The sequence below is a fragment of the Paraburkholderia sediminicola genome (assembly GCF_046026855.1).
Lineage (GTDB): Bacteria > Pseudomonadota > Gammaproteobacteria > Burkholderiales > Burkholderiaceae > Paraburkholderia > Paraburkholderia sediminicola_A.
Genome location: NZ_JAQQET010000028.1, coordinates 91,417 through 115,196 on the forward strand (window position 1 = coordinate 91,417; position 23,780 = coordinate 115,196).

Sequence of the window (23,780 nt, forward strand, 5' to 3'; positions counted from 1 at the left end):
TTAGTTTTGCCAAAGACTGCTAGTCGAGTCGAGAAAGGATGATAGCGAAGGACAATGAGTAAAGCACCACAGACGTACCTCGACTTCGTTCAAATAGGATCCGAAGCCTTGCTCAAAGCGTCACAACCCTACATCGACTGCAACTTGAAATCAACTGTACGTATGTCCATCTTCGGAGGGTCCCTCTTTGTCGCGAAGCTCGCGTCATGCCTCGCCATCGTAACTGGAAGCGCCGCCGCTCAGCCACCGTCTAACATCCAGGCATCATCATGGATCGCTGTTGATGGTGAATCAGGTCAAACACTCGTCGAATACAACGCAGACACTGAGCGTCAGCCCGCCTCGCTCACCAAGCTCATGACTGCATATATCGTATTCGACGCCCTCAAGCGCGGCACGATGCGTTGGGATGAGAAGCTGCTGGTCAATGCGGCCGACATCGACCAAATCGGAAACGATGAGGCGAAGATGTATCTGGTGCCTGGACAACAGGTGCCGGTGAAAAAACTTGTCGAGGGTCTTATCGCCGCGTCTGCAAACGATGCTGCCTTAGTGCTCGCGGAGCGAGTCGGAGGTTCACTCGCCGGCTTTGAGCAGCTAATGAACTCTACGGCACGTCGATTAGGGATGGATCACACCCATTACTCGACGCCATCTGGCATTACTACCCCCGGAAATTATTCAACTGTTCGCGACCTTTCCACCCTAGCGTTGCGTATCACACGGGATTTTCCGGAATATTACGTCTTCTCATCGGAACAGCATTTCGCATATGGCCGCTTCCAGAAGCGAAACAAGAATTGGTTACTTGGAAATGACATATCTGTCGACGGAATGAAAACGGGACGCACTCAAGCGGCGGGATACTGCATTGTTGCGACCGCAATGCGTCAACAGCTATCTCCTCCGATGAAGCGAAGGGTATTTGCCATTTTGCTAGGTGCACCAACGGCGAGCGACCGGATTGTCGGGGCGGGTAGCCTCCTGAACTACGGGTTCACTGCGTACAAAGACTATCCGATCGCAGACAGCTCAGGACTTCGCATAGTCACGCGGATGTCTCCATCTCTGTTCGTGCAGCTCAATCGCCCCTAAACTAGCCGGAATTCCTGAGTCTCCTCCGTAAGATCAATGCTGCGACCGGGAGACGCATCAAGGATGAGATGGCTGATCTGAATTTGGCGCTACTGCACTGGAAAGGGGCGAGAGGACGTGCGTTTTTCCAGTCTTAGCGGAGTTATCGTGCTACAGCGGCGCATATCGAATTCTTCAGTTCGAGGAGTGACGCCGGTCAACCTCGCACATCGTCATGGTGATCGTTTTGGATAAGCCTCCCGTCAAGGGTCAGCCAGCATGGCATGCGACGTTTCAGCTTTACCCAGGTACGACATACAGCTTTGCCGTAACAGTCAAAATTTGGCTAATCGCGGTTACGTAGGCATGGGTAGCGCGATAATCCCCGATGACGTCGAAATTGAGTTCGAGGCGCTAGTGACGGTCCAGATTGATGCAGACGGGTTGACACTAGAGGGGGTCGAGTTGCTGCCAGTAATGCGCGACATGTATTTCAACGATATCGAACCGGACTGGATGAGCGATCCCTGTCCGCGCGTCCTCTGACCGCCCCGGAAGCGGCGACACACCGTTGGCGGCACGATAACGGCCAAGATAGAATCGGCCGCACCCATTGTCGCGGCGACGTGGACCGTGTTTAGCACAGGCGGACGACATGAGCGTTGAGGAAGCAAAGAAGAGGGCGTTGGCAATCGTTCGGGAAAAGGGACTGGATGTCGCCCTGATTACCGCTTACCTCGAGACGAGGCACTATCCGTCGTGGAGCCAGCGGGACGATTTCGCCAAATACAATATCGGCCTGTCGGGCATATCTGGCGGACCGATGCCTGTGACAGTCGGATTCACTCGAGGGAACGGCCGCGCCGTGACCGCGGAACTGGACGGCAACGTATTTACGTTACGGGGCGTGTGGTATCTGCCGATGTCGTTTGATAGCAGCGATGCCGCCACCGTTTATGAAGGTGTCGAGATGCTGCTCGATGACGATGTCGTGCTCGCCTGTGTTTATCTGGCACGCGACCATGAAGCTTGCATCCCCGCTCAATTTTCGATGGTCAGTGTCGAGGCTTACCACTCGAGTCCGACTGCCGAGCAATTGCTGGCAAAAATTTCAGATTTGGTCAAGACGCACAAAGCGAAGCAAGCTGCAGAGCGGCAGGCCGCGGAAACGGAAAAGTACCGCGGCAAGTTCTCATTCGACTAGAGCAGGTGTCATCGAGCATAGGTGATTGCAACTACAAGTCGCGCGGCTATGCCGCGTAGCGTTGGACCCGACCTAACTCTTGGCCACTAAATTTGACATAACTAAAGTGAGCGAACTTTTCGATTGTAGGGGCTAAGTAGTAATGTCCGCTTTTAGCCAAGTTCAAATGTCCGCTTTTTCGCAGCGTAAGCTGACCGGCCGCCGGCGTTCCGGCGCGGGAGGCTTTAATGGCTGCGACCGAACGGATAACGATGACGATGCGCGAACTGGACAGGTTCAAGGTCATTCAGGACGTCGCCGACGGCAGGCTCAAGCCGTGGCGCGCGGCGGAACGGCTCAGGCTGACGACGCGGCAGATCCGGCGCCTGGTTGCGCGACTGCGCGAACATGGACCGGAAGGTCTCGTGTCGCGTCGGCGCTCGAAGCCCAGCAACAACCAGTTGGACGCGGTGACGGCCAATCGGGCACTCTCGATCATTCGTGATCGCTATGCCGATTTCGGGCCCACGCTGGCCTGCGAGAAGCTGTACGAATGCCACGGCATCCGGCTTGCAAAGGAGACGGTCAGGCGCCTGATGACTGATGCAGGTCTCTGGGTGCCCCGCCGGCAGCGGCCACCGAAGATCTACCAGCCGCGCGCGCGGCGCGCGTGTCTGGGCGAGCTGATCCAGATCGATGGCTGCGATCACCGGTGGTTCGAGGAACGGGCGCCGGCCTGCTCGCTGCTGGTGTACGTCGACGATGCAACGAGCCAGCTGATGATGCTGCATTTCACGGCGACCGAGTCGACCTTCAGCTATTTCGAGGCGACGCGCGCGTACATTGAACGCCACGGCAAGCCCGGCGCGTTCTACAGCGACAAGTACAGCGTGTTTCGCAAGACGGGCGCGAACAAGGATGGCAATAGCGTGACCCACTTTGGGCGTGCGATGTACGAGCTGAACATCGACACGTTCTGCGCGAACAGTAGCCCCGCCAAGGGGCGCGTCGAGCGCGCCCACCTGACGTTGCAGGACCGGCTCGTAAAAGAATTGCGGTTGCGTAGCATCAGCACGGCTGCCGGAGCCAATGAGTATGCGTCTGCTTTCATGGCAAATTACAACGCGTGCTTCGCGAAGCCACCAAAGAGCGGATTCGATGCTCACCGTCCACTCAGGGCTGACGAGAATCTCGATCTGGTGCTCACGTGGCGCGAGCCGCGCAAGGTCAGCAAGTCGTTGACGGTGCGGTATGACCGCGTCACGTATCTGCTGAACGACACGCCCGGGCACCGCAAACTGATCGGCCGATATATCGAGGTCTGGGAGTACCCGGATGGGCGTATCGAACTCCGCGCCGATGGTCGTGCACTGTCATGCAAACAGTACGACCGGCTGACCGAAGTCGACCAGGGCGCGGTCGTTGAGCACAAGCGGCTGGGTCACGTGCTTCAGGTCTCGCAGGTGATCCAGGCTCAACGCGATAACAGTCGGATCGGAAAAGCGCCTTCGCGAAGCCACCTCGGCGTTGCAACCAGGGTTCAAAGCCGCTCGCAAGGCAAGAAGAAGCAACGCGAGTTCACGCAGGCCGATATCAATGGTGTGATTCTGGAACAGTCGCAGCAGCGGCAGGTTCAGCAGGCACGCAAACCTGGCCGTCGGTCTGCAAAGGTGGTCGAAGCAGACGTAAGCGCCCTGCCAGTTCAGGCGTCGCCCTTCAACAATGTGTGAGACAAAAGGCGTTAGAAACAAAACCCTTAAACCCGGACATTTCAACTTAGCCGGAAAGCGGACATTCAAGAATGGCCTCGACATCGATCGATGTCGACGTTCGACACGACACGAAGTGTGGGCCAGATTTAGATGTCCGGGCGGTCGTCGCGATAGGGCGAGCGCAATAACACCCGTTATCACCGCAATCCCGCCGCAGCAATGAAGCGGGTCGCGGGCAGGGCCAGTTGGATGCATTGTCTCGATTCAAATGCATGCGGCTTCGGCAGTCTAACGAGGGCTTATGGTGCCGCGGAAGGACCGCAGTTCGGCCTTTGCGGACATTCAACTATCCTTGCTCAAGCGACCGTTTAACGACGTACATCGGCCAAAAGCTTGTTTCGGCTTGGCGCATCCTGGACTTCGCCCTCTGGAGAGCCGCGCTGGTGAACTGGAAGTGATCCGACAGACCCGATGTCGGATCCAGCCCTCACGCTCTCATCCACGTCCACCCAGAAAAGCCAAGCCCCACTTCCATCTCGCGTACAAACTCACTTGATGCCGTAGGGCCTAAGTTGAGAGCAGCGCCCTGCGGGCCGGCGCAATCAAGTTTTGCATTGTCGGCGCCTCGACCGCCAAATAATTTGACTATATTCGCTCGTGGCGATCCTGCATGCCATTTGATATCAAATTCGTGCTTCTTCTTTATAATCTCAAACGCGATACCGGCATGATCTCCGTGAGGCTGCGGTGGATCCAATAGGTTTTGCTAGTGACCATCGCTGGAAGCTTCGCGTGCAACGATTTGACGACGAGTCCCCATAGAAATTCTCAGAAGACGAAAACTCTTATGCAATTGCGCTGGCTTCACATTAGCGACCTTCATGCGGGGCAGGACACTCAAGACTGGCTGTGGCCAGGCTTACAAACACACTTCTTTGACGACCTCGAACGATTGATACCCGCGATGGGTGGTCTCGATTTGGTCGTATTTTCAGGCGACCTTACGCAACGTGGATCCCAGAAGGACTTCGGTACCCTGCGTCTGATGCTGGACCGAATATGGAAGAAATTCGACGCACTCGGTTGCCGGCCGCAACTCTTCATGGTGCCGGGCAATCACGATCTGGTGCGGCCGGATAGCGCGGATCCAGTGGCGGTTGCATTGCAAACTTGGTGGGAAAACGCAACTGTGAAAGATGCGTTCTGGAAATCTACTGACAATGTCTACAGAAGCTTCATCGACAAGAGCTTCGCAGGCTATACCTCATTTCGTCAGGAACTTTCGCGTGACGGATTTCCGCTGTGCTCTACCATAGATGGATTACTTCCAGGTGACTGCTCTCATGTATTTGTGAAGGACGGATTGCGGCTTGGTCTGGTTGGACTCAACTCGACATTCTTGCAACTTGGCGGAAATTCAAAGCTTGACCTGGACGTTCGTCAGCTTCTCGCGGTAACAGATAACGACCCAGACATGTGGTGCCGTTCGAACCATGTCAATCTGTTGGTCACTCACCATCCGACAAGTTGGCTGTCGGAATCCGCTGTCCAGCATCTGCGGGCCGAAATTTACCCTCCTACGCGGTTTACGGCGCACCTTTTCGGGCATATGCATACCCCGGATGTCGAAGCTCTTGGAAAAGGGGGCAGCGCCGATCGCAAGATGATTCAGGCTGCTTCCCTCTATGGTCTCCGCAAATACGACAACGGCAAACACGACCGGATTCACGGATATAGTGGTGCGCGCCTTGAAGTTGGAGAGGACGACGGTCGCATCCTGATATGGCCGAGGATCGGAACAACCATAGCCTCGGGTTCCCGCAAGTTTGTTCCCGATAATTCATTTGATCTTTCGGAACAAAACAATTTCGCACTGCCTTTAGGACGTGTCTCCGGACCAACAGGACCCACAGGCCTTGAGGTTGTTTCGGAGCCTATAAGTTTCGGTACAGTAGAGCAGGAAGCAGCCCTTGCTGCGAGTAGCACTGTCCTCACATTTTCGAACCAGATACTGAAGTCTTCTCCCCAGCACCATCACGTGCGCCGACTTGAGCAAGGAAAGCTACGAACCGCGCTCGACAGCCATCGGGTAGCCTGGATATCGAGCGATTGGGGCTACGCCGTAGATGAGTTTATCGCGACTGTAATGTCGACGCTAACATCACCGATCACACAGATACACCGGATCAATCTCAATGATTACCGGGATCGCGAAACATTCCTGGCAAAATTCGCCACAGAAATCGGTTGCAGTTTCCAAGAATTTTGCAAGTCGATATCTGGCGTCGAACGCGTGCTTCTCGTGCTTGACGACGCGCCAGTTTCACGACCGAGTGCTCCTGAGAGTGCATCATGGGAACTGGAGGTCGCGACGATCGTCGATGCCATCAGGGAATACTGCCCCAATAGCATTGTCATCTTGGTTTCCCGACAACTGCCTAGCCGTGGCGATTTTCCCACGCTGGATCTGAAACCTCTCGATGAACCGGATGTTCAGAGTTACATTGCGAATCATCCTTTTGGTGGAAACAGCCGCTCTGGGCCTGACGACGTAGCGGATATCCTGCGTCTGACCGGCGGCTTACCGATAGAGATCGACGGTATCTTGCGAGAACTGGAGTTCATTTCCCTCCCCGAACTTATCGAACTCCGGCTGACCGCTCCAATGTCAGATCCAGGTTTGGGCTCAGGACCCGAAGGTTTGATGCCAGTCGTTGATGCGCTGAAGGGCGCCGCAGATCCAGATATTGCTCGCGCGTTTGATCTCCTTGTAGCGCTGTCTGCTTTCCCTTATGGCGAGACGTTGGCTCGCATCAAGCGATTCGATTTCCAACGACCTTTCTATCCGTCTCAGGCAGCCATTCTCGCTGACCGGGGTCTTATTGAGTCGATCGCTCAACTGCCAGCACTTAAGATTCGCGCGGCAACTGATACGCCAAGTCCGAAGCTGGTAGCAAAGAAGGTCGTTCGGGAAGCTGTTGAGGCCTCTCTTAATTCTTCCGAGCTCGACCAGAGAGATGTCCGGGCTGCGTCCTTGTACTTCGGCGATCGATGGTTGATCGGCGAAGCGAGGAGCATCCGAACGCAAGATCTGGCCAAGGCGCTGGGTGGAGACGGGGGACTTGGTAATCCTCACGCGGTAATCAATTCCTTGCTACGGCGAGCCGTGGAAGCCCAAGATGCGAATCGGATCAAGCGAGTCGTTCAGCTTGCTAGGCTCTTTATAGCAAATCTTGGAAGTGGAGATAACTATCGGAGCAGTGTCACTGCCTGTCAGGATTTTCTGAAACTCATACCGTCGGAGAGTGGCTACGAGGATGACGTGAGTTATTTTCAATGGAACCTAGCCCGGTGTCACCGGATGCTCGGTAAACGCGACGCTGCAACGGAAATCTTCGAGGGCCTAGAAACGACGAAGTTTGAGCGACGCACGCGCCAGCGAATCTTGCTCAACTGGGCGCTTGCTACTCAACACAGCGATCCCATTAAAGCAAAAGACCTCGCAGCGCAGACGGTCGCGTTGGGAAAGGTAACGCTTGCAGGCCTTCACGCACAAGCGCTTCTCCTCCAACTCAGCCCTGAGGTTGAAGATCAATTCGAGCAGCTTCGCACGCTTGAGCGGCGCGCTCGGTCGAAAAAGGCAGTTGTTGTAGCCAACAACATTGCCTTCTTCATGGCCACCAGCGGCGGAGCCTCCTCGAGCGAGAGACGCACTGAGTTGCGAGCAATTGCGGAAAGCGCGAAGCAGAATGGAGATCCGTACAGTGCGGCACGTGCAATCGTTGCGCTTGGATTACATGTCTCAGTCCAGAAATCCACGTTGAGCCGGGCCGAGCGATCTGGCTTGATTGAAGCGTACCATTACCTCTACAACGAGAGAATAAGTTCACTTTTCAAGGAATGCCACGAAGGTCTATGGAAGTATTTTATGGACACCGTGGACATTGAGAATCTCCTTCGACTTTTCCGGCACAGTTCATTTATTTGGCGCATTCATGGCATGGAAGCGCTGGAAACGCCTTACATTCGTGAGCTTTCGGATCTCGTCGCCAAGCATTCGAGCAAGGCTTCTGAGATTGAAAGTGCAGAGGGCGCATATCTTCTGATGCGAGCCGAAAAATTGCAGCGATTGTCGTCGACATAGTCTGTCCGGCGGTTTTCAGTTCACGTAAGAAAAAAACGGAAAGCCCAGAACCAATTTTTCCAGCAATAAGCCCGGTCACCTTTGACGGGCTTTTTCCTTTTTTGGGTGGGAGTTCCGTGTTGTGCAAATGGGCGGCGATGCAGTGCATTTCAGCAGCCTGCTTACATCGCTTATCCCATGATATCTGGCAACATAGTCAGGCTGTGCCCTTCCTTGAATAACCATACCATTCCGGGGGCTAAGAACTGTTTGCCGCGCGGCGTGAGAAGCTCGGGTGGCTGGTATGTGTCCGATAGCAGCCGTATCTACGAATCACACCGGCGTCCGCAAAAGTCCGATCAAGATACAGACCGGCCGTGCAACGCGACCTTTTCTAACCCTTGTCGGCTCGCGCGTGAGTGGCGTGCTTCGCGACAGCGCGAGAGGCCGCTCTTAGGTCTCGCGTGCGACAACCATCGATCACGTGAGGGAGGTCTTCAAGGCATCGTAGTGCAACGGATCCTTTTCGAGCAATTCGAAAAGGTCAGCGACGACATGCTCGATGTCACAAATCAAGTCTGTGTTCTTCGACAAGCGCTCGATGTCGTTGAGATGGCTGAAATAATGCAAAACTTTGAGAATTCGTTTCGACTTATCTTTTCCAAACAGGGTGTCAACGCGCTGATCGACGGTTCCGTCGACGAAATGCGGGATGCGGGCGTAGCTATAAAGCTCCACAAATCGCCTCACTGCGTTCGGCACGGAGAGCAATGTTTCCAACTCGCCTTTGTCCGCGCTATTGTGGAAGTTGTGAATCACGCTAAAAAGATAGTGATATTCCGAAGAATATTTGAGGATCGAGGCGGGAAGATTCGTGAACGTTGAAACAGTCGGCGACAGTTTCTTCGTTTGGAAGTAGCGTCTTTTACTCTTCGCTGGCAATTCGCGAAGAAGCGAGAAAAATTCAAAATTGTGCGTGGAAATGAAGATCTGCGCGCAGGCGATTTTCCATTCTCCTTTGGGCTCGTCTTGCTTGAAGAAGGTTTCTCGAATGATCGAATTGACTTGGAAAATGTGATTACTGTCCAAGCTGGAAATAGGGTCGTCTATGTAGACCAACGATTTTGAGAAATCTTCTAGCTCGTCTAGCTTCGTCAAAAAAAACGCGAAGGCGATGGCTGTCTTTTCTCCTTCGCTAAGGTTTTTCGCGATCGCCTCTCGGCGAGCGAGCCGGAACCGGTCCGACTCCCCTTCCTTGACCACCTCGATGTGGAGTTCGTCGCTCCCGAGTAGATTCGAGATTCGGGCGTTTATCTTCTCTCGGCCTTTTTGCGCGAGGCTGATTTGAGCTTCCAGTTCCAGATTTTCGGCTTTTAACGCTTTTCCGATCTTCTCCATCTTTTCGCGATGCGAGACATGCAGAGCGAGACGCTTCGCCACGCCCGAGTCGTGCTCTCCAGCGAAAAACTCGGCGGCGAAATGCAGTTTCGCTTTCTTTACTGCGCTGGCTTTCAGCTTGCCAAAGCTCTCGCCGATCGCGTTGTTCGCCGCCACGATTTCATTGAACGCTGCCACTCGTCGGGCCACGTTTCTCTCAGGTTCGTCCGACAACTCCGGAAGCTCCATTCCCTCAAAACTCGACGCCAGCTTGCGAGTCATTGATGCGGAGAGTTTTAGAACTTGATCGTTGAAGGCGCCGACCGCGCCCAGCAGCTCTTGATGCGCTTCGCCTGCTTGCGCGCGAAAGTCTGGATAGAAACTCGACTTCTGCAGAGGTGTTAGCTCCAACTGCAGCGAGTCGACGGACTTCTTGGCGGCGCTCAGTTCGTTCTTGAAATTGAGAAGATCTTTGGAGAAGTGAGCGCGAAGCGCGCCCATGCGCTCGCTGGTCAGTTCCCCGCCGCAAAATTCGCAAGCTTTCGCGTCGCTGTGCAGTGTCAGCCCGTGCTCGACCCAATTGGCAACGGCGGGGTTCTCCCTAAGGTATTCAATTGTGCTCGACAATTGCGGTACTCTTTGAAGCAACGGCGTGCATTTCGCGATCGACCCAGAAAGCGTCGGTTGAAGGCGCACGAAAGGCATCGGTTCAAGCTTGTCTTTGTCCGAAGCGAGGGCTTGTTTCAGGCACGCCGCCAGGTTCTCTTCGCTGAGTCGCGCCGCAGCCACTTTGCCTGCATCCAAGCTGGCTAGCAGGCCGTTGAGGTGCGAAGCGGTGAACGCTTCGACCAGCGAAAGGCGAATCTTGATCTGTTTGGCTTCAGCGGTCCGATCTTGGCTCATCCGTTGTTCGGTTTCATCGGTCAACCTTCGGTGTTTCGCATATGCCATCCGGCACCGTTCAATGAGCTTCACATTCGCCGCGATTTTGTTTTGCGCCTCAATAGTGTCTTCGCCCAACAACAAAATTGGGTGAAACGTCGCTCCGTTCCAATTCAAATTTTTCTCAATAAAATCCGAGTTGAACACTCGAGCGACGCCGCCGTAAGCGCCCACGTTGGATTGATTGACCGACGAGCCGTCGTCGCCAACCAACGCGAATTGCGCGCCGGGATAATCTGGGTGAGTCACCTTAGTTTCCAGGCACTGGAAGAGCCTCGACAACGTCGTCTTGCCCGAATAATTCCATCCGTAGATGATGTTGACCGCGCCAAATTCGTTTAGGCCTGCTGGTTTCGCGTAGTCGTCGAAAACGCCAAATTTTTTGATTCGCGACAAACTGTTGATCATGATATTCCACTCTCAGTTTATTTTTTTGAACGAGGAAGTGAAAAATCCCATCGCCTTCTTTTCTTCGATCCTAGCAAAATCATTGACAGTCTTGGTGAATTTATCGAAGGCGTGGCAGGCTAGGCGGCGACAAGGACGCCAAATTGACCGTAATTCCACGCTTTGGACGAGGAGCTATCGCTTAGGCGGTGGGTGACTGCCGACCGTCAAAACATCAAAATGGTCTTAGCTTGCGCTCTGATCTTTACTTTGAACCCATTGAGACCGTCATCGGCATCATGCGGCGGAGAAGGGTGGAAAGTGAAAATTCGCCGAAACTGAACCCTGCCGTCTGTGGCACGACGCCGCCGCCGTCAGGAATCCGCCGCATTGTGGACGCAGAACCCAGCCCGGCCCAATGTCGGTTATGGCCGAAACGCAGGCATCGCTGGTGTTCGTGGAGACACGGCCGGCTTGCTTCAAATTAATCAACACCTCGCGATTGTGGGGGCATCAGTGCTTGCTTTGGCCAACGCGTTTCCCTGTGCGTGTCCATTTAATTTCGAAGGAAATGGACTTCGCATATTGTTATGCACTGAATCCTGGCCCAATCACCGGGTCAGGTGGGCCAGGATTCAGTGCAAATCAACAGCCCGTCCGTCGGACGGGGACGTCGCATGGCGGCGACAACTTATTGTTGATCAACAGGTGAATCGGCCGTTGCTGCCGGTCGCGCCGAAAGGGAACCGGGTAGTCTGGTCATCTCAGTCACCTCTCTCTGAGGCAACGGTTCTCGGCCGCGGCCGACATGAACTACCCGACGGCGCTCTGCGGAAAGCGGATGATCGCCGTAGACCGAACAACTGGTGTCACTGCCTGATTCTAAGTCGTACAGACGCATCGACTAAGTGCGGTGTGTAGTGGTTAGAGCGCGGAATGTGCAATCGTGGAAGGCATCGTCCAGGTATTTCTGGATAAGCCGACTTTTTTCTGTCGAGTGCGCAGATATCTCGGAGGTCTGGTATTGCGAGTTGCCAAGAGTTGGCATGGCCTTGCTATGGAAAAGTTGCCTGTCGGCAACTACGTGGGGACAACCCATGGACAAGGGCGGAAAACCCGGAACCCCGCCGGGTTTACCGAACCCTTGCCCACAGGTTGCCCCCACTTTTCCACAGCGCGAGGAGGTCCGCCGCCCACCGACACTGTCACGAATTTCAGAAATATTTATCAGATTGCCGCGAGAGCGCTGCCAGCACCCGCGCAAGACTGACTTCCGTGCGGATAGTGGTTTGGTCGTTTCTGATGCACGGCGCAAAACCAGATGATGTCGCCGCCGTGCTCTCGGTGGTATTTCGACATCGAGCCTTCGCCTGTGTCGTGCGCGAAGTTGCCTTTCTTCGCGCCGAGGTTCAGCGCCATGATCGCGTTCGCCGACAACGAGCCGAAGCTCATCGCGGAGACGTTGAAGATCGACATCGAATAAGGCTGCGCGCGGTCCGGCCCGACGGCGATACGGAAGTCGTGGTTATCGAGCGTGGTCGGCGCGAGCGAATGGCTGATCCATTCGTGCGCAACGGCTTTGACGTCGAGTTCGGTGCCGTACGGGCGGCTGTCCACGTCGTTCTTCGCGCGTTGATAGACGATGCTGCGTTGCGCGCGCGAGAACGGTTTCTCGTCGGTGTCGCCTTCGACGAAATACTGGCGGATTTCCGGGCGGATGAATTCGAACAGGAAGCGGAAGTGGCCCCACAGCGGGTAGTTGCGCAGAATCGCGTGGCGTTCCTGCGTCAGATCGAACAGGCCAAGCGCGACGAGCGCCACCGGCACGATGATCCAGAACCACGAAATGTGATGCGCCGCGGCGAGCGCCGCGCAGACGGCGAGCAGAGCGACTGTGCACCACATCGCCAGATAACGTCGAGAAAACATGGGGACTCCAGTGCAGTGGGGATCGTCGCGGAGGGATCGTCGACGCTGTCGGCGCAGACGGAATCCGCCGCGAAGGGAAACGAACACCTGCTTGTTATGGTGAAGCTAGCTGCGCCTCGAAGATGAAACGCGTGGGTGAAGCGTGAAGTCTGAAGCTTGAAGATGGGGCATGAAAGTGAAGCGCGTGCGGCGCCGCCAAGGCGTTGCCGCACGATAGAACTCATGGCTCAACGGGCGGTTAGCAGCGCTGCCTTTTGCGGCTGGCGCACCGTTGGTTGTGCGGTTACCGCGTGTTCGATGATGCCGCCGCCGAGACACACGTCGCCATCGTAGAGCACCGCAGATTGCCCTGGTGTGACAGCCCATTGGGCGGCGTCGAAATTCAGTTCGAAAAGGCCTTCGCCGACACCTGTCGCACTTGCCGCCGCACTTGCCGCCGCACTGAACGTGCACGGTGCATCCGCTTGCCGGTAACGGGTTTTCGCGCCGCAGGCAAAACCGTCGGCCGGCGCTTCACCTGCCACCCAGCTCGTATTGCCCGCGCTCAACGTATGGCTCAGCAGCCACGGATGCTCGTGGCCCTGCGCGACGTACAGTGTGTTCGACGCAATATCCTTGCCGGCAACAAACCACGGCTCGCCGCTGCCGTCCTTGCTGCCGCCGAGACCGATGCCCTTGCGCTGTCCGAACGTATAGAACGCGAGGCCAATGTGTTCGCCGACCACCTTGCCCTCGGTGGTTTTCATCGGACCGGGTTGGGTCGGCAGATAGCGGTTCAGGAAGTCGCGGAACGGCCGTTCGCCGATGAAGCAGATGCCGGTCGAATCTTTCTTCTTCGCATTCGGCAGCGCGATCTGTTCGGCGATCTCGCGGACTTTGGTTTTTAAAATCTCGCCCAAAGGAAATAGCGTCTTCGACAACTGCGCCTGGTTCAGCCGATGCAGAAAGTACGACTGGTCCTTCGTATGATCGAAGGCCTTCAGCAGTTCGAAGCGGCCATTGTTCTCGCGCACGCGGGCGTAGTGGCCGGTCGCGATGGTTTCCGCGCCCAGCGACATCGCGTGATCGAGGAAGGCCTTGAACTTGATTTCGGCGTTGCACAGCACGTCGGGATTCGGCGTGCGGCCGGCCGAGTATTCGCGCAGAAATTCGGCGAACACACGGTCTTTGTATTCGGCGGCGAAGTTGACTGCTTCCACGTCGATGCCGATCAGGTCCGCGACCGAGACGACGTCGATCCAGTCCTGCCGCGTCGAGCAGTACTCGCTGTCGTCATCGTCTTCCCAGTTTTTCATGAACAGGCCGACCACGTCGTAGCCCTGTTCCTTCAGCAGCCACGCGGTAACCGACGAATCGACGCCGCCCGACATGCCTACTACGACTTTCTGCTTGCTCATAAGGTGCTCACTGGGTGCTGCGTGACTTCATTGATCGTGGGTTGACCGTGTTGCCTGGTTGGCCGCTCGTGACGGATCAGGCCCGCTTATGACTGGTCAGGGCTGGCCAGGCCAGCTTACGTCTGCTTGCGCCCGACCGAATGCGTGTGCACGAAGTCGAGCGGGAAACGCCGTCCCGCGAGGTAATCGTCGAGACATTGCATGACGAGCGGCGTGCGATGCCGTTCGGGGCAGGCGCGCAACTCGTCGGCGCTCATCCACAGCGCACGGACGATGTCGGGGTCGAGCGCGCGCATTGCGTCCGCTGCGCCGTTCGTGCCGCAATAGGTGAAGCGCAAATACGTCACGCCCTCACTGCCGGGCCGCTCGAAATGCGTCATATACATGCCGACCAGCGCCTCGGGCGTGAACGGATGCGCGGTTTCCTCGAGCGTTTCGCGGATGACCGCTTCCAGAAGCGTTTCGCCCGCCTCCAGATGGCCGGCGGGCTGATTCAGGCGCAGGCCTTCGGCGGTATGTTCCTCGACTACGAGAAAACGCCCGCCGCGCTCTACGATGGCCGCAACGGTGACGTGCGGCAGCCAGGATTCCGGTTTCATGGGTGCGCATTTTACCGTTTATGGGCCTGGGCTGCCGGGAAGCGGGCGGCAGCGGGTATGGACTGGCAGGGCCGCCCGGCCATGATGGGGGCTACCGGGCCTGCGGCGGGCACTGACCGGCCCGACCAGCAGGCAACGCACGGGCGGCGCCCACGGTCTGCATCCTGCAAGGCGCCCTTGCTGGGCCACGACCCCCGGATTGTCCCCGATTTCGGCGCACCCCCAGGTTTCGGTTAAAGTGACGCGGTTAGCCGTTGCACTTGCAAGCCGGCGTGCCTCGTCGGCGCATCTGTCGTAAAACAGGAAGTCGAGGAGGAACAACGATGCACATCGGAGTGCCAGCCGAGACGCGCGCGCACGAAACCCGCGTCGCCGCGACGCCCGAAACGGTCAGGAAGTACGTGACCCAGGGCCACCGGGTCACGATCCAGAGCGGCGCCGGCACCGGCGCGAGCTTCCCTGACGATGCCTTTACAGCGGCCGGCGCGGAAATCGTCGACGCGGCCACTGCTTTTGGCGCCGATCTCGTCCTTAAAGTCCAGTCCCCGACCGATGCCGAGTTGCCGCTGCTCAAGCGCGGCGCGACGCTGGTCGGCATGCTCGATCCTTTTAATACCGAAAACTCATCAAAGCTCGCGGCAGCGGGCGTCACCGCATTCGCTTTAGAGGCCGCGCCGCGCACCACGCGTGCGCAGAGCCTCGACGTCTTGAGCTCGCAGGCGAACATCGCCGGCTACAAGGCGGTGCTGCTGGCTGCCACGCTGTACCCGCGTTTCATGCCGATGCTGATGACGGCGGCCGGCACCGTGAAAGCGGCCCGTGTGCTGATTCTCGGCGCGGGCGTGGCTGGTTTGCAGGCCATCGCGACCGCCAAGCGCCTGGGCGCCGTGATCGAAGCGTCCGACGTGCGTCCGGCGGTCAAGGAGCAGATCGAATCGCTCGGCGCCAAGTTTCTCGATGTCCCGTACGAAACCGACGAGGAGCGCGAAGCCGCGCAGGGCGTCGGCGGCTATGCGCGGCCGATGCCGCCTTCGTGGCTGACACGTCAGTCGGCACTGGTTCACGAACGCGCCAAACAGGCCGATATCGTGATCTCGACCGCACTGATTCCGGGCCGGGCCGCGCCGACGCTGATCTCGGTCGAAACCGTGCAGGCGATGAAACCCGGCTCCGTGCTGGTGGACCTCGCCGCCGGACGCGGCGCCGAATACGAAGGCCGGCGCGGTGGCAACTGCCCGTTGACCGAAGCGGACCAGGTCGTTACCCGAAACGGCGTGCAGATCGTCGGCTATACGAATCTGGCCTCGATGGTGCCCGCCGACGCGTCGTCCTTGTACGCACGCAACCTGCTCGACTTCCTCAAGCTGATCATCACCAAGGAAGGCGCCCTGAACATCGATCTCGCGGACGACATCGTCGCGGCCACGCTGCTGGCCCGTGACGGCGAAGTCGCCCGCAAGGCATAGAGGAGAACGGCGATGGAAGTCATCAACCACACCGTCATCAACCTGATCATCTTCGTGCTGGCGATTTACGTCGGCTACCACGTCGTCTGGAACGTCACGCCCGCGCTACACACGCCGCTGATGGCCGTGACCAACGCGATTTCGGCGATCGTGATCGTCGGCGCGATGCTGGCCGCGGGTCTCACCGTGGGCGACACCGGCAAGTTCTTCGGCACGCTGGCCGTTGCGCTCGCGGCGGTGAACGTGTTCGGCGGATTCCTTGTGACGAGGCGAATGCTGGAGATGTTCAGGAAGAAAGAGCCGAAGAAGCTTGTCGCTGATAAGACGACCAGGGAGAACGCGTAATGAGTCTGAATGTTGTCACGCTGCTTTATCTGGTCGCGTCGGTCTGCTTCATTCAGGCGCTCAAAGGGCTGTCGAATCCGAAGACGGCGCGCATCGGCAATACCTTCGGCATGGCCGGGATGGCGATTGCGATCCTCACCACCATCGCGTTGATCGTCAAACAGGCTAATGCGCTCGGCTCGAATCTTGGGTTGGGGCTCGGCCTGCTGCTGGTCGCGCTGGTGATCGGTGGCGCGATCGGTGCGTTCGTCGCGGCGCGCGTCGAGATGACCAAGATGCCTGAACTGGTCGCGGCGATGCACTCGCTGATCGGTCTTGCCGCCGTGTGCATTGCGTATGCGGTGGTGTCGGAGCCGTCCGCGTTCGGCCTGGTCGACCCGGAGAATGCGATTCCGGGCTTCCTGCCGTACGGTAATCGCGTCGAGCTGTTCATCGGCACGTTCGTCGGCGCAATCACGTTCTCCGGTTCGGTGATTGCGTTCGGCAAGCTGTCGGGCAAGTACAAGTTCCGGCTCTTCCAGGGCGCACCGGTCGTTTATGCAGGACAGCACCTGATCAACCTGTTCCTCGCGCTCGGGATGCTCGGCTTCGGCGTGATCTTCTTCCTCACGCAGTCGTGGCTGCCGTTCATCATCATGACGCTGATCGCGTTCGTGCTCGGTGTGCTGATCATCATCCCGATCGGTGGCGCGGATATGCCGGTGGTCGTGTCGATGCTCAACTCGTATTCGGGCTGGGCGGCGGCGGGGATCGGCTTCTCGCTGAACAATCCGATGCTGATCATCGCGGGCTCGCTGGTGGGTTCGTCCGGTGCGATTCTGTCGTACATCATGTGCCGCGCGATGAACCGGTCGTTCTTCAACGTGATTCTCGGCGGCTTCGGTAATGAGGCGGGCGCGGCGGCAGCGGGTGGGTCTGCGGAGCAACGTCCGGTGAAATCCGGTTCCGCCGACGATGCGGCGTTCATGCTCGGCAATGCCGAAACCGTGGTGATCGTGCCGGGATACGGTCTGGCCGTCGCGCGTGCGCAACATGCTTTGAAAGAGCTGACCGACAAGCTGGTCGAGAAAGGCATCGAGGTGAAGTACGCGATTCACCCGGTGGCCGGGCGGATGCCGGGGCACATGAACGTGCTGCTCGCCGAAGCCGAAGTGCCCTACGACATGGTCTACGAAATGGACGACATCAACGGCGAGTTCGGTCAGGTCGACGTGGTGCTGGTGCTCGGTGCGAACGACGTGGTGAATCCGGCGGCGAAGAACGATCCGAAGTCGCCGATCGCCGGCATGCCGATCATCGAGGCTTATAAGGCGCGAACGGTCATCGTGAATAAACGTTCGATGGCCGCGGGTTATGCGGGTCTCGACAACGACCTGTTCTACATGGACAAGACGATGATGGTGTTCGGCGACGCGAAGAAGGTGATCGAGGATATGGTGAAGGCAGTGGAGTAACGTACCTCGGCGGTTCGCGGCTTGCCTTGCGGCGGGCGGTGAACCGTCGGTCACGATCCCGCCACCGGCACGTGAGGTCGAGTGTCAAATCCTGGACGTGCGGACGCGTCTCACAGCGGCCGCATCCGCATCTTTACCGCGACTTCGCATTCACGTGCCGCAGCAAGTCCGCCAGCCGTTTGCCTTCCTGATCCGGATACGGTTCGAGCGCGTGAAGATTCTGGATTTTTTCCAGCCCGAAATTGCGGAAATCGCCTCGCAATTCGCACCACGCGCCGAGCGTCCAGCGCGCGCCCCAATAAGCCAGTGCAAGCGGCCACACGCGCCGCTCGGTCGCCGCGCCGTTCGCATCGGTATAGGCAAAGCTCACCACCTGACGTGCATCGATCGCCCGATGCAGCGCGTCCACCTTCGCCGAAAAATCTGCCTTGATGTGAAACGACGGCGCGAAGATTGCCAGACGTTCGAGCGTTGCGCGTTTGTCGGCGGGCATTGCCGAGGCGATCTTCGCCAGCGCCCCGCGCGCGCCGCTCGCGAAGCCGGCGCCGCCCCACGATTCGAGCATCCGCGCGCCCGCTGCGAGCGCGGCCAGTTCATCGGCGGTGAAGGTAAGCGGCGGCAGGCTCGCCGAGCGACTCAACCGATAGCCGATGCCCGCTTCGCCTTCGATTGGCACGCCTGATAGTTGGAGATCGCGCACGTCGCGATAGACGGTGCGCAGCGAGATATTCAGCCAGTCGGCGAGTTGTTGCGCGGTGGTCAGACGCCGTCCGCGTAACAGTTCGGCGATCTGGAACAGGCGGTCGGCGCGGCGCGTCATCGTGGGCGTCTTGTAAAAAAGGACGGGGACAGTCCCGCGATGATAGCGCCGCATGCCGCGCTCCGGTCGGTGTTCCGCGCGATGCCGGCCGGCCGCCGCGCTTGTGTGCCGTATCGCGAGTTAGCCGTTGGTCCGCGAATGCAGGCCGAGGCGGTTGCCTTCCGTGTCGGTGAAGAACGCGATATAGCCGATGTCCTGCGGCAGCTTGATCACCGGACCATCGGTCTTGCCGCCGGCCTGCTCGACGCGGGCGAGCACGGCGTCCACGTTGGGTTGCGCGTTCAGGTAGACGAGCACGCCGTCGTTGGTCGGCTTCGTCGACGGGCTATGGACGATTGCGCCGCCGGTGGCCGGTTCTTCGTAGCCGAAGATAGCGATCGGCTGGCCGCCGACTTCCTGGCGATTCAGTTTGACGTCGAGGGCGGTTTCGTAAAAATGGACAGCGCGCTCGAAATCGACGGACGGGATCTCGAACCATGCGACAACTTTGGATGATGCGGACATGACACTCTCCTGTGGATGACGGTAAGCCGTGCAAAGCGCCGGATGGCGTGAGAAGGAGTGTGCGTGGGGGCTACTGACAGCGTAGTGTCAGTAGGGGTTGCCGGATGGGGGAAAGGACGTGGCGGAGGATGGGTGCGCGCGGGCGCCGGCCGACTACTGATGTGCCGGCGAAAAAAAGCCGCGGACCTGGGGAGCCGCGGCTTTTTCGATGCTGCTTTGCGCCGGCTTAAGCTGCTGGCGTGTCGTTGTTCTGCGGCCGCTGGCGAACGCTGCCCGCGATCAGGTCGAAGCGGAACAGCCGGCATTCGAGCGCGCCGTTGAAGAGCGGCGTCTTGGTCGATTCGCGCAGACGCAGCTGGCCCGGCAGCTTGCGATCCGACGTCAGGATGAACGCGTGCCAGCCGGTGAAGCGCTGCTTCAGCGCATCGCCGAGCGACTGGAAAAATTCGCTGTCCGGTGCTTCTTCCTGAGCCCGGTGGAAGCTTTCCTCGTCGCGGCCTTCACGCGTGGCCCGGCCTTCGCGGATTTCACCCCGCGCATTGCGGCCGCGCACTTCGATCCGCTCGCCATATGGCGGGTTGGCGACGAGGATGCCCGCATCCGACGACGGCGCTGTCATTCCGCGTGCATCGACCTGCTTGAGCGGAATCGATGGCAGGCCGGCGCGCTGGAAGTTCGCACGCGCCTTGTCGAGCATGTCGCCGGAAATATCGCTGCCGAATATCTGCAGATCGGCGCGCGAATTGCGCGCGGCGTGCTTCGCGTCGAGCGCGGCGGCTTTTAGTGTTTGCCAGGTCTTGGCGTCGTATTGCTTGAGATTCTCGAAGCCGAAGCGGCGCTCCGCGCCTGGCGCGATATTCAGCGCCACTTGTGCAGCTTCCGCGAGGAAGGTGCCGCTGCCGCACATCGGGTCGTATAGCGGCGTGCCGGCGGTCCAGCCGGTCAAACGCAGGATGCCCGCCGCGAGGTTCTCGCGCAGCGGCGCCGCGCCCTTGTCCAGACGCCAGCCGCGCTTGAAGAGCGGATCGCCGGAGGTGTCCAGATAGAGCGTGCACTCGGTGGCGGTGAGGAACGCGAACACGCGCACGTCGGGCATGGCGGTGTCGATGTTCGGACGCGCGCCGCTGACTTCACGCAGACGGTCGCAGATCGCGTCCTTGACCCGCAGCGTCGTGAATTCGAGGCTGCGCAGCGGCGATTTGATCGCGGTGACATCCACGCGCAGCGTTTCGTTCGCCGAGAACCACTGCTCCCAACGTTGTTCGACCGCGAGCGCATAGACGTCCTGTTCGCTGCGATACGGCCGATGCGCGATTTTCAGCAGCACGCGGCTCGCGAGGCGCGAGTGCAGGTTGGCGGCCATGCCGGCGGCCCAGCCTCCACGGAAATGCACGCCGCCGGGCACTTGCGCGCCGGCCGTGAACGGCGCGCCGTTCAGGTGCTTCGCGGCAATTTCGGCGAGCTCGGTGGCGAGCGAGGCTTCAAGACCGCGCGGACAGGGAAGGAAGAAATCGAAGGACATTGAGGTTGCCGGAAGGCGTTAGATAAGGCGCTATTGTACGCGGTCGGGGTGCGGGGCCGCTTTGGCCGGCCATACCAGCTCCAGCGGATGCCGGAATACCCGTTGCCAGATCGCGCCACGCAGCGAGCGCACTGCATTGCGCCGCAAGTCGCGCGATTTCACCGCCATGTAGAAGGCGAGCGCGAAACTCACGACCACGTTGAGGATCGCCATGCTGCCGACGCCCGCGACCGCCCACCACAGCTCCGGCAATTTCAACGCGTCCATGCCGAGCACGCCGAGCGCCACGCCGATCGAGCCGGCGCTGAGCGTCACGTGACGCACCTCGAACGTGAAGGCGAAGGCGGTGAGGATCGCCGGCACGAGCCCGAGCATCAGGCCGAGCGTGATATTGCCCACGACGCCTGCCACATTCGAGCGGCAAAACGCGGCGAGCCGGGCGGCACCGGCCGCGCCGAGCGTCATGCGCAGGCGCCGGTTATAGGCGAGCGCATCCGCCACACGATGCAGGACGAACCAGTTGTCCGCCCAACCTGACAGCAAACTCGACGACCACAGCAGCACGCCGGTCAGCGCGGCATAGAACGGCGTCGGTCCCATCAACGAGAACGAGTGCAGCGTGGCGTGCGCCTTCTCCGGCGAAATGATGTTGGCGTTGAACAGCGCATGCCACAACAATTGCACGCCGAAACACACGGGAAACACCAGCAGAACGTTGCCGAGCACGGCGGCTGCCTGCGTGCGCATTAATGCGGTCACCGAACTCACGAAGCTGTCGACGCCCGCCGGCGTGCCGACGCCGTCCAATTCGCGGGCGAGCGTGGGCGCGGTCATTGCCGGTTGTTTGGTGGCGAGCGAAAAGTGCAGGAAATGTATGAGCAGGAAGCTGGCTGCGTAGTTGATGCCGGCGAGCACGCCTTCGACCATCGATTGCAGATGCACGCCGGTGATGGCGAATTTCACGCATACCGTGACGACGGTAACGAGCCCGCCGCCGGCCGCCATGCGCATCATCTTCAGGTATTCGGCGCGATCGCGCGCGATGTAGTGCTCGCCGGTGTCCGCGCTGTATTCGACGACTTTGCGCGCCAGCAACGAGAAATTGCTGCGCACGAGGTGCGCGACGCTTTGGCTCGCGTGATTGGCGTTCACCAGTTCGGCGGTGAGACGCGCGCCGGCGTGCGGATCGTCCTGCGCCATCCAGGCGTTCAACAGGTGCTCCGCGCGCACGATGCGCATCCGCATCCGTTCGACCTGGAACACGATATCGACACTGACGCCGTTGCGGTAGAGATGGGCGAAGACGTTGTCGGTGGCGCTGCGGCATTCGTCGAGCAGCGCGCGCAGATAGTTGACCTCATGCAGCAGCTTGTCTTGCGGGGCGCCTGCACTGACTGCCTGGTGGGCCGCTTCGACGGCGAGCATGGCGCGCGTGAGGCGGTAGAACGGCTGCTTTTCCATGGCGACGCGTACATCGCTGGCATTACGGATGTCGACTTCGCCGAGACGGCTGCGGACGGTTTGCGACAGACCGGTTGAACTGATCTGGCAGGTGAGGTTGTGCAGAGCGGCCAGCAGGTCGAGCGAGAACGGGGTGGCGTCGCGTTGTTCGTTCTCGTCCTGTTCGTAGTCGAAGAGGGCGCGGATGCGGGTGAGCAGATCGGTTGGCAGATTGGCGATCCATTCGGCATCGCGATCCTGGCTGAACATCAGTGTGGTGATCGCTCGTAGATCGCGCCGGTTCGGCGCGGGCGGAATCAGAGAGGCTTCGAGCCGCTCGAAGAGTGCGCCGAAGAAGCCTGAGTGCACGGGCATGCCCGCATCGCAGAGAAGTGAGAGGCCGTCGCTTTCGCGGAGCAGCGCGCGGAGAATGCCGGCGACGTTGGCCTTCCAGGCGGGGTTACGGTCCAGCACGTGGAGGAGATAGCGAATTCTTGTGTGCGCTGGAGTTGAGCGTGACGGGTTGTCTTCGACGGTGTTTTCGAGCTGTCCGGGTTGGACTGCGCGGCCGCGGCGGATCCAGTGGGTGAGTTCGATCAGCCACTCACTGCGGTCTGGATAGGGGGCGGTTTTATCGGCGATTGCCAGCAGCGCGTCTAGTTGGTGGCCGCTGTCGCGGGAGGCGCGCCATTTTTTTATGAATCTTTTGATTGAGGTGAGCATTTGGTTTTTTACCCTACGGGGGGCTGCCTGCGGCGCTTGGGGTTTGGTTAGGTGGAAGGATATGGCATGTGGTTTTTGTGCTGGTTGATGTTTTGCATTATTTTGCTTTTTTTGCCTTTGTGGCGCTTTGTCTGTTTGCTTATGGTGTTGGCCTTTCCTTGAATTGTTAGTGGTCTATTAGCGTTCGCCCCTGTGCGGGGCGGCACTTTCTTTGCCGCGGCCGCAAAGAAAGATAAGCAAAGAAAGCGGCTTACACCGCTAATTCTTAAGCGGGTCCCCCGCACAGTTGCGGTAGTGGTGCATCTGGAATCCGCGCTCCCGCACCTTCAGCCGTAGTGACAAAGCGCTCATCAGCTCCCACTCCGCACTGCGTGCGTCGCGGATGGGTATGCCTGGGAAACCAGTGGCTTCGTTTGGGTGCGTTGGGGGCCATCGGCTTCGCCTCGGCGAAGCGCATCCGCAGTCATGCGCGAACCCTCACTTCAAATGAAATGTCGCACTCGCAGCCACAGCCACAGCCACAGCCACACGGCTACGACTGGAGTTGGAACCGCAGTGGCGAAGCAATGACGAGTGACGATACTGGGTAGAACGTGAGAGCCCAGACGTAGAGGGCGGTTTTGAGAAGTACGCTTCGGCGCGCGCAGCGTCGCCGGAAGTATGACTGCCTTGTCACTAAGGCCGAATGTGCGAGGGCACGGATTCCAGATGCACCACTACCGCGACTGTGCGGGGGACCCGCTTAAGAATTAGCGGGGTGAGCCGCTTTCTTTGCTTATCTTT

15 protein-coding genes and 1 pseudogene are annotated in these 23,780 nt (G+C 58.8%); 8 read left to right on the forward strand and 8 right to left on the reverse strand.

Going from position 1 to position 23,780, the window contains the following annotated elements; genetic code table 11:
• The first annotated feature begins 54 nt into the window (after window positions 1-54).
• From PQR40_RS27410 to PQR40_RS27430, 5 genes are all read left to right on the forward strand, one after another.
• Window positions 55-1,095, forward strand: coding sequence for a D-alanyl-D-alanine carboxypeptidase family protein (locus PQR40_RS27410; protein WP_408510239.1), 1,041 nt, complete (start codon window positions 55-57; stop codon window positions 1,093-1,095).
• 345 nt (window positions 1,096-1,440) lie between these two features.
• Entirely contained in the window at window positions 1,441-1,620 is a 180-nt protein-coding gene (locus PQR40_RS27415) for a hypothetical protein (protein WP_408392909.1), read from the forward strand.
• A gap of 109 nt (window positions 1,621-1,729) precedes the next feature.
• Window positions 1,730-2,278 (forward strand): hypothetical protein, encoded by a 549-nt coding sequence (locus PQR40_RS27420; RefSeq protein WP_408510240.1) that lies wholly within the window; start codon window positions 1,730-1,732, stop codon window positions 2,276-2,278.
• Window positions 2,279-2,505: 227 nt separating this feature from the next.
• On the forward strand, window positions 2,506-3,987 hold the full coding sequence (locus PQR40_RS27425; RefSeq protein ID WP_408510241.1) for an ISNCY family transposase: 1,482 nt from the start codon (window positions 2,506-2,508) through the stop codon (window positions 3,985-3,987).
• 829 nt (window positions 3,988-4,816) lie between these two features.
• Window positions 4,817-8,113 (forward strand): metallophosphoesterase family protein, encoded by a 3,297-nt coding sequence (locus PQR40_RS27430; RefSeq protein WP_408510242.1) that lies wholly within the window; start codon window positions 4,817-4,819, stop codon window positions 8,111-8,113.
• Window positions 8,114-8,572: 459 nt separating this feature from the next.
• Here the strand turns inward: PQR40_RS27430 and PQR40_RS27435 are convergent, their stop codons facing one another.
• The 4 genes and pseudogenes from PQR40_RS27435 to PQR40_RS27450 all read right to left on the reverse strand — a co-directional run bounded on the left by PQR40_RS27435 (window position 8,573) and on the right by PQR40_RS27450 (window position 14,723).
• A complete protein-coding gene (locus tag PQR40_RS27435) occupies window positions 8,573-10,819 on the reverse strand; it encodes an AAA family ATPase (RefSeq protein ID WP_408510243.1) in 2,247 nt (748 codons plus the stop codon).
• A 1,296-nt stretch (window positions 10,820-12,115) separates the two neighbouring features.
• A pseudogene (locus PQR40_RS27440) lies at window positions 12,116-12,727 on the reverse strand (glutamate synthase-related protein); the annotation flags it as partial.
• Window positions 12,728-12,954: 227 nt separating this feature from the next.
• On the reverse strand, window positions 12,955-14,124 hold the full coding sequence (gene mnmA / locus PQR40_RS27445; protein WP_408510244.1) for a tRNA 2-thiouridine(34) synthase MnmA: 1,170 nt from the start codon (window positions 14,122-14,124) through the stop codon (window positions 12,955-12,957).
• 116 nt (window positions 14,125-14,240) lie between these two features.
• Complete coding sequence (locus PQR40_RS27450; RefSeq protein ID WP_408510245.1) at window positions 14,241-14,723, reverse strand: NUDIX hydrolase; 483 nt, start codon at window positions 14,721-14,723, stop codon at window positions 14,241-14,243.
• 323 nt (window positions 14,724-15,046) lie between these two features.
• On the opposite strand from PQR40_RS27450, the gene PQR40_RS27455 reads away from it, so the two are divergent.
• The 3 genes from PQR40_RS27455 to PQR40_RS27465 are packed head-to-tail and all read left to right on the forward strand — an operon-like array spanning window position 15,047 to window position 17,988.
• On the forward strand, window positions 15,047-16,189 hold the full coding sequence (locus tag PQR40_RS27455) for a Re/Si-specific NAD(P)(+) transhydrogenase subunit alpha (protein ID WP_408238896.1): 1,143 nt from the start codon (window positions 15,047-15,049) through the stop codon (window positions 16,187-16,189).
• A gap of 12 nt (window positions 16,190-16,201) precedes the next feature.
• On the forward strand, window positions 16,202-16,534 hold the full coding sequence (locus PQR40_RS27460; protein ID WP_408238899.1) for an NAD(P) transhydrogenase subunit alpha part 2: 333 nt from the start codon (window positions 16,202-16,204) through the stop codon (window positions 16,532-16,534).
• A complete protein-coding gene (locus tag PQR40_RS27465; RefSeq protein WP_408238902.1) occupies window positions 16,534-17,988 on the forward strand; it encodes an NAD(P)(+) transhydrogenase (Re/Si-specific) subunit beta in 1,455 nt (484 codons plus the stop codon). The genes PQR40_RS27460 and PQR40_RS27465 overlap by 1 nt, the downstream gene beginning before the upstream one ends.
• A 133-nt stretch (window positions 17,989-18,121) precedes the next feature.
• Here PQR40_RS27465 and PQR40_RS27470 read toward each other — a convergent pair whose 3' ends face one another.
• The 4 genes from PQR40_RS27470 to PQR40_RS27485 all read right to left on the reverse strand — a co-directional run bounded on the left by PQR40_RS27470 (window position 18,122) and on the right by PQR40_RS27485 (window position 22,997).
• On the reverse strand, window positions 18,122-18,862 hold the full coding sequence (locus PQR40_RS27470; protein WP_408238905.1) for a helix-turn-helix transcriptional regulator: 741 nt from the start codon (window positions 18,860-18,862) through the stop codon (window positions 18,122-18,124).
• Window positions 18,863-18,928: 66 nt separating this feature from the next.
• Window positions 18,929-19,312, reverse strand: a complete 384-nt coding sequence (locus tag PQR40_RS27475; RefSeq protein ID WP_408238908.1) for a VOC family protein — start codon at window positions 19,310-19,312, stop codon at window positions 18,929-18,931.
• 226 nt (window positions 19,313-19,538) lie between these two features.
• The gene (locus tag PQR40_RS27480; RefSeq protein WP_408333170.1) at window positions 19,539-20,834 is read right to left on the reverse strand and encodes a THUMP domain-containing class I SAM-dependent RNA methyltransferase; all 1,296 of its coding nucleotides are present in this window, start codon (window positions 20,832-20,834) and stop codon (window positions 19,539-19,541) included.
• 30 nt (window positions 20,835-20,864) lie between these two features.
• Complete coding sequence (locus PQR40_RS27485) at window positions 20,865-22,997, reverse strand: site-specific recombinase (protein ID WP_408510246.1); 2,133 nt, start codon at window positions 22,995-22,997, stop codon at window positions 20,865-20,867.
• Window positions 22,998-23,780: the final 783 nt, after the last annotated feature.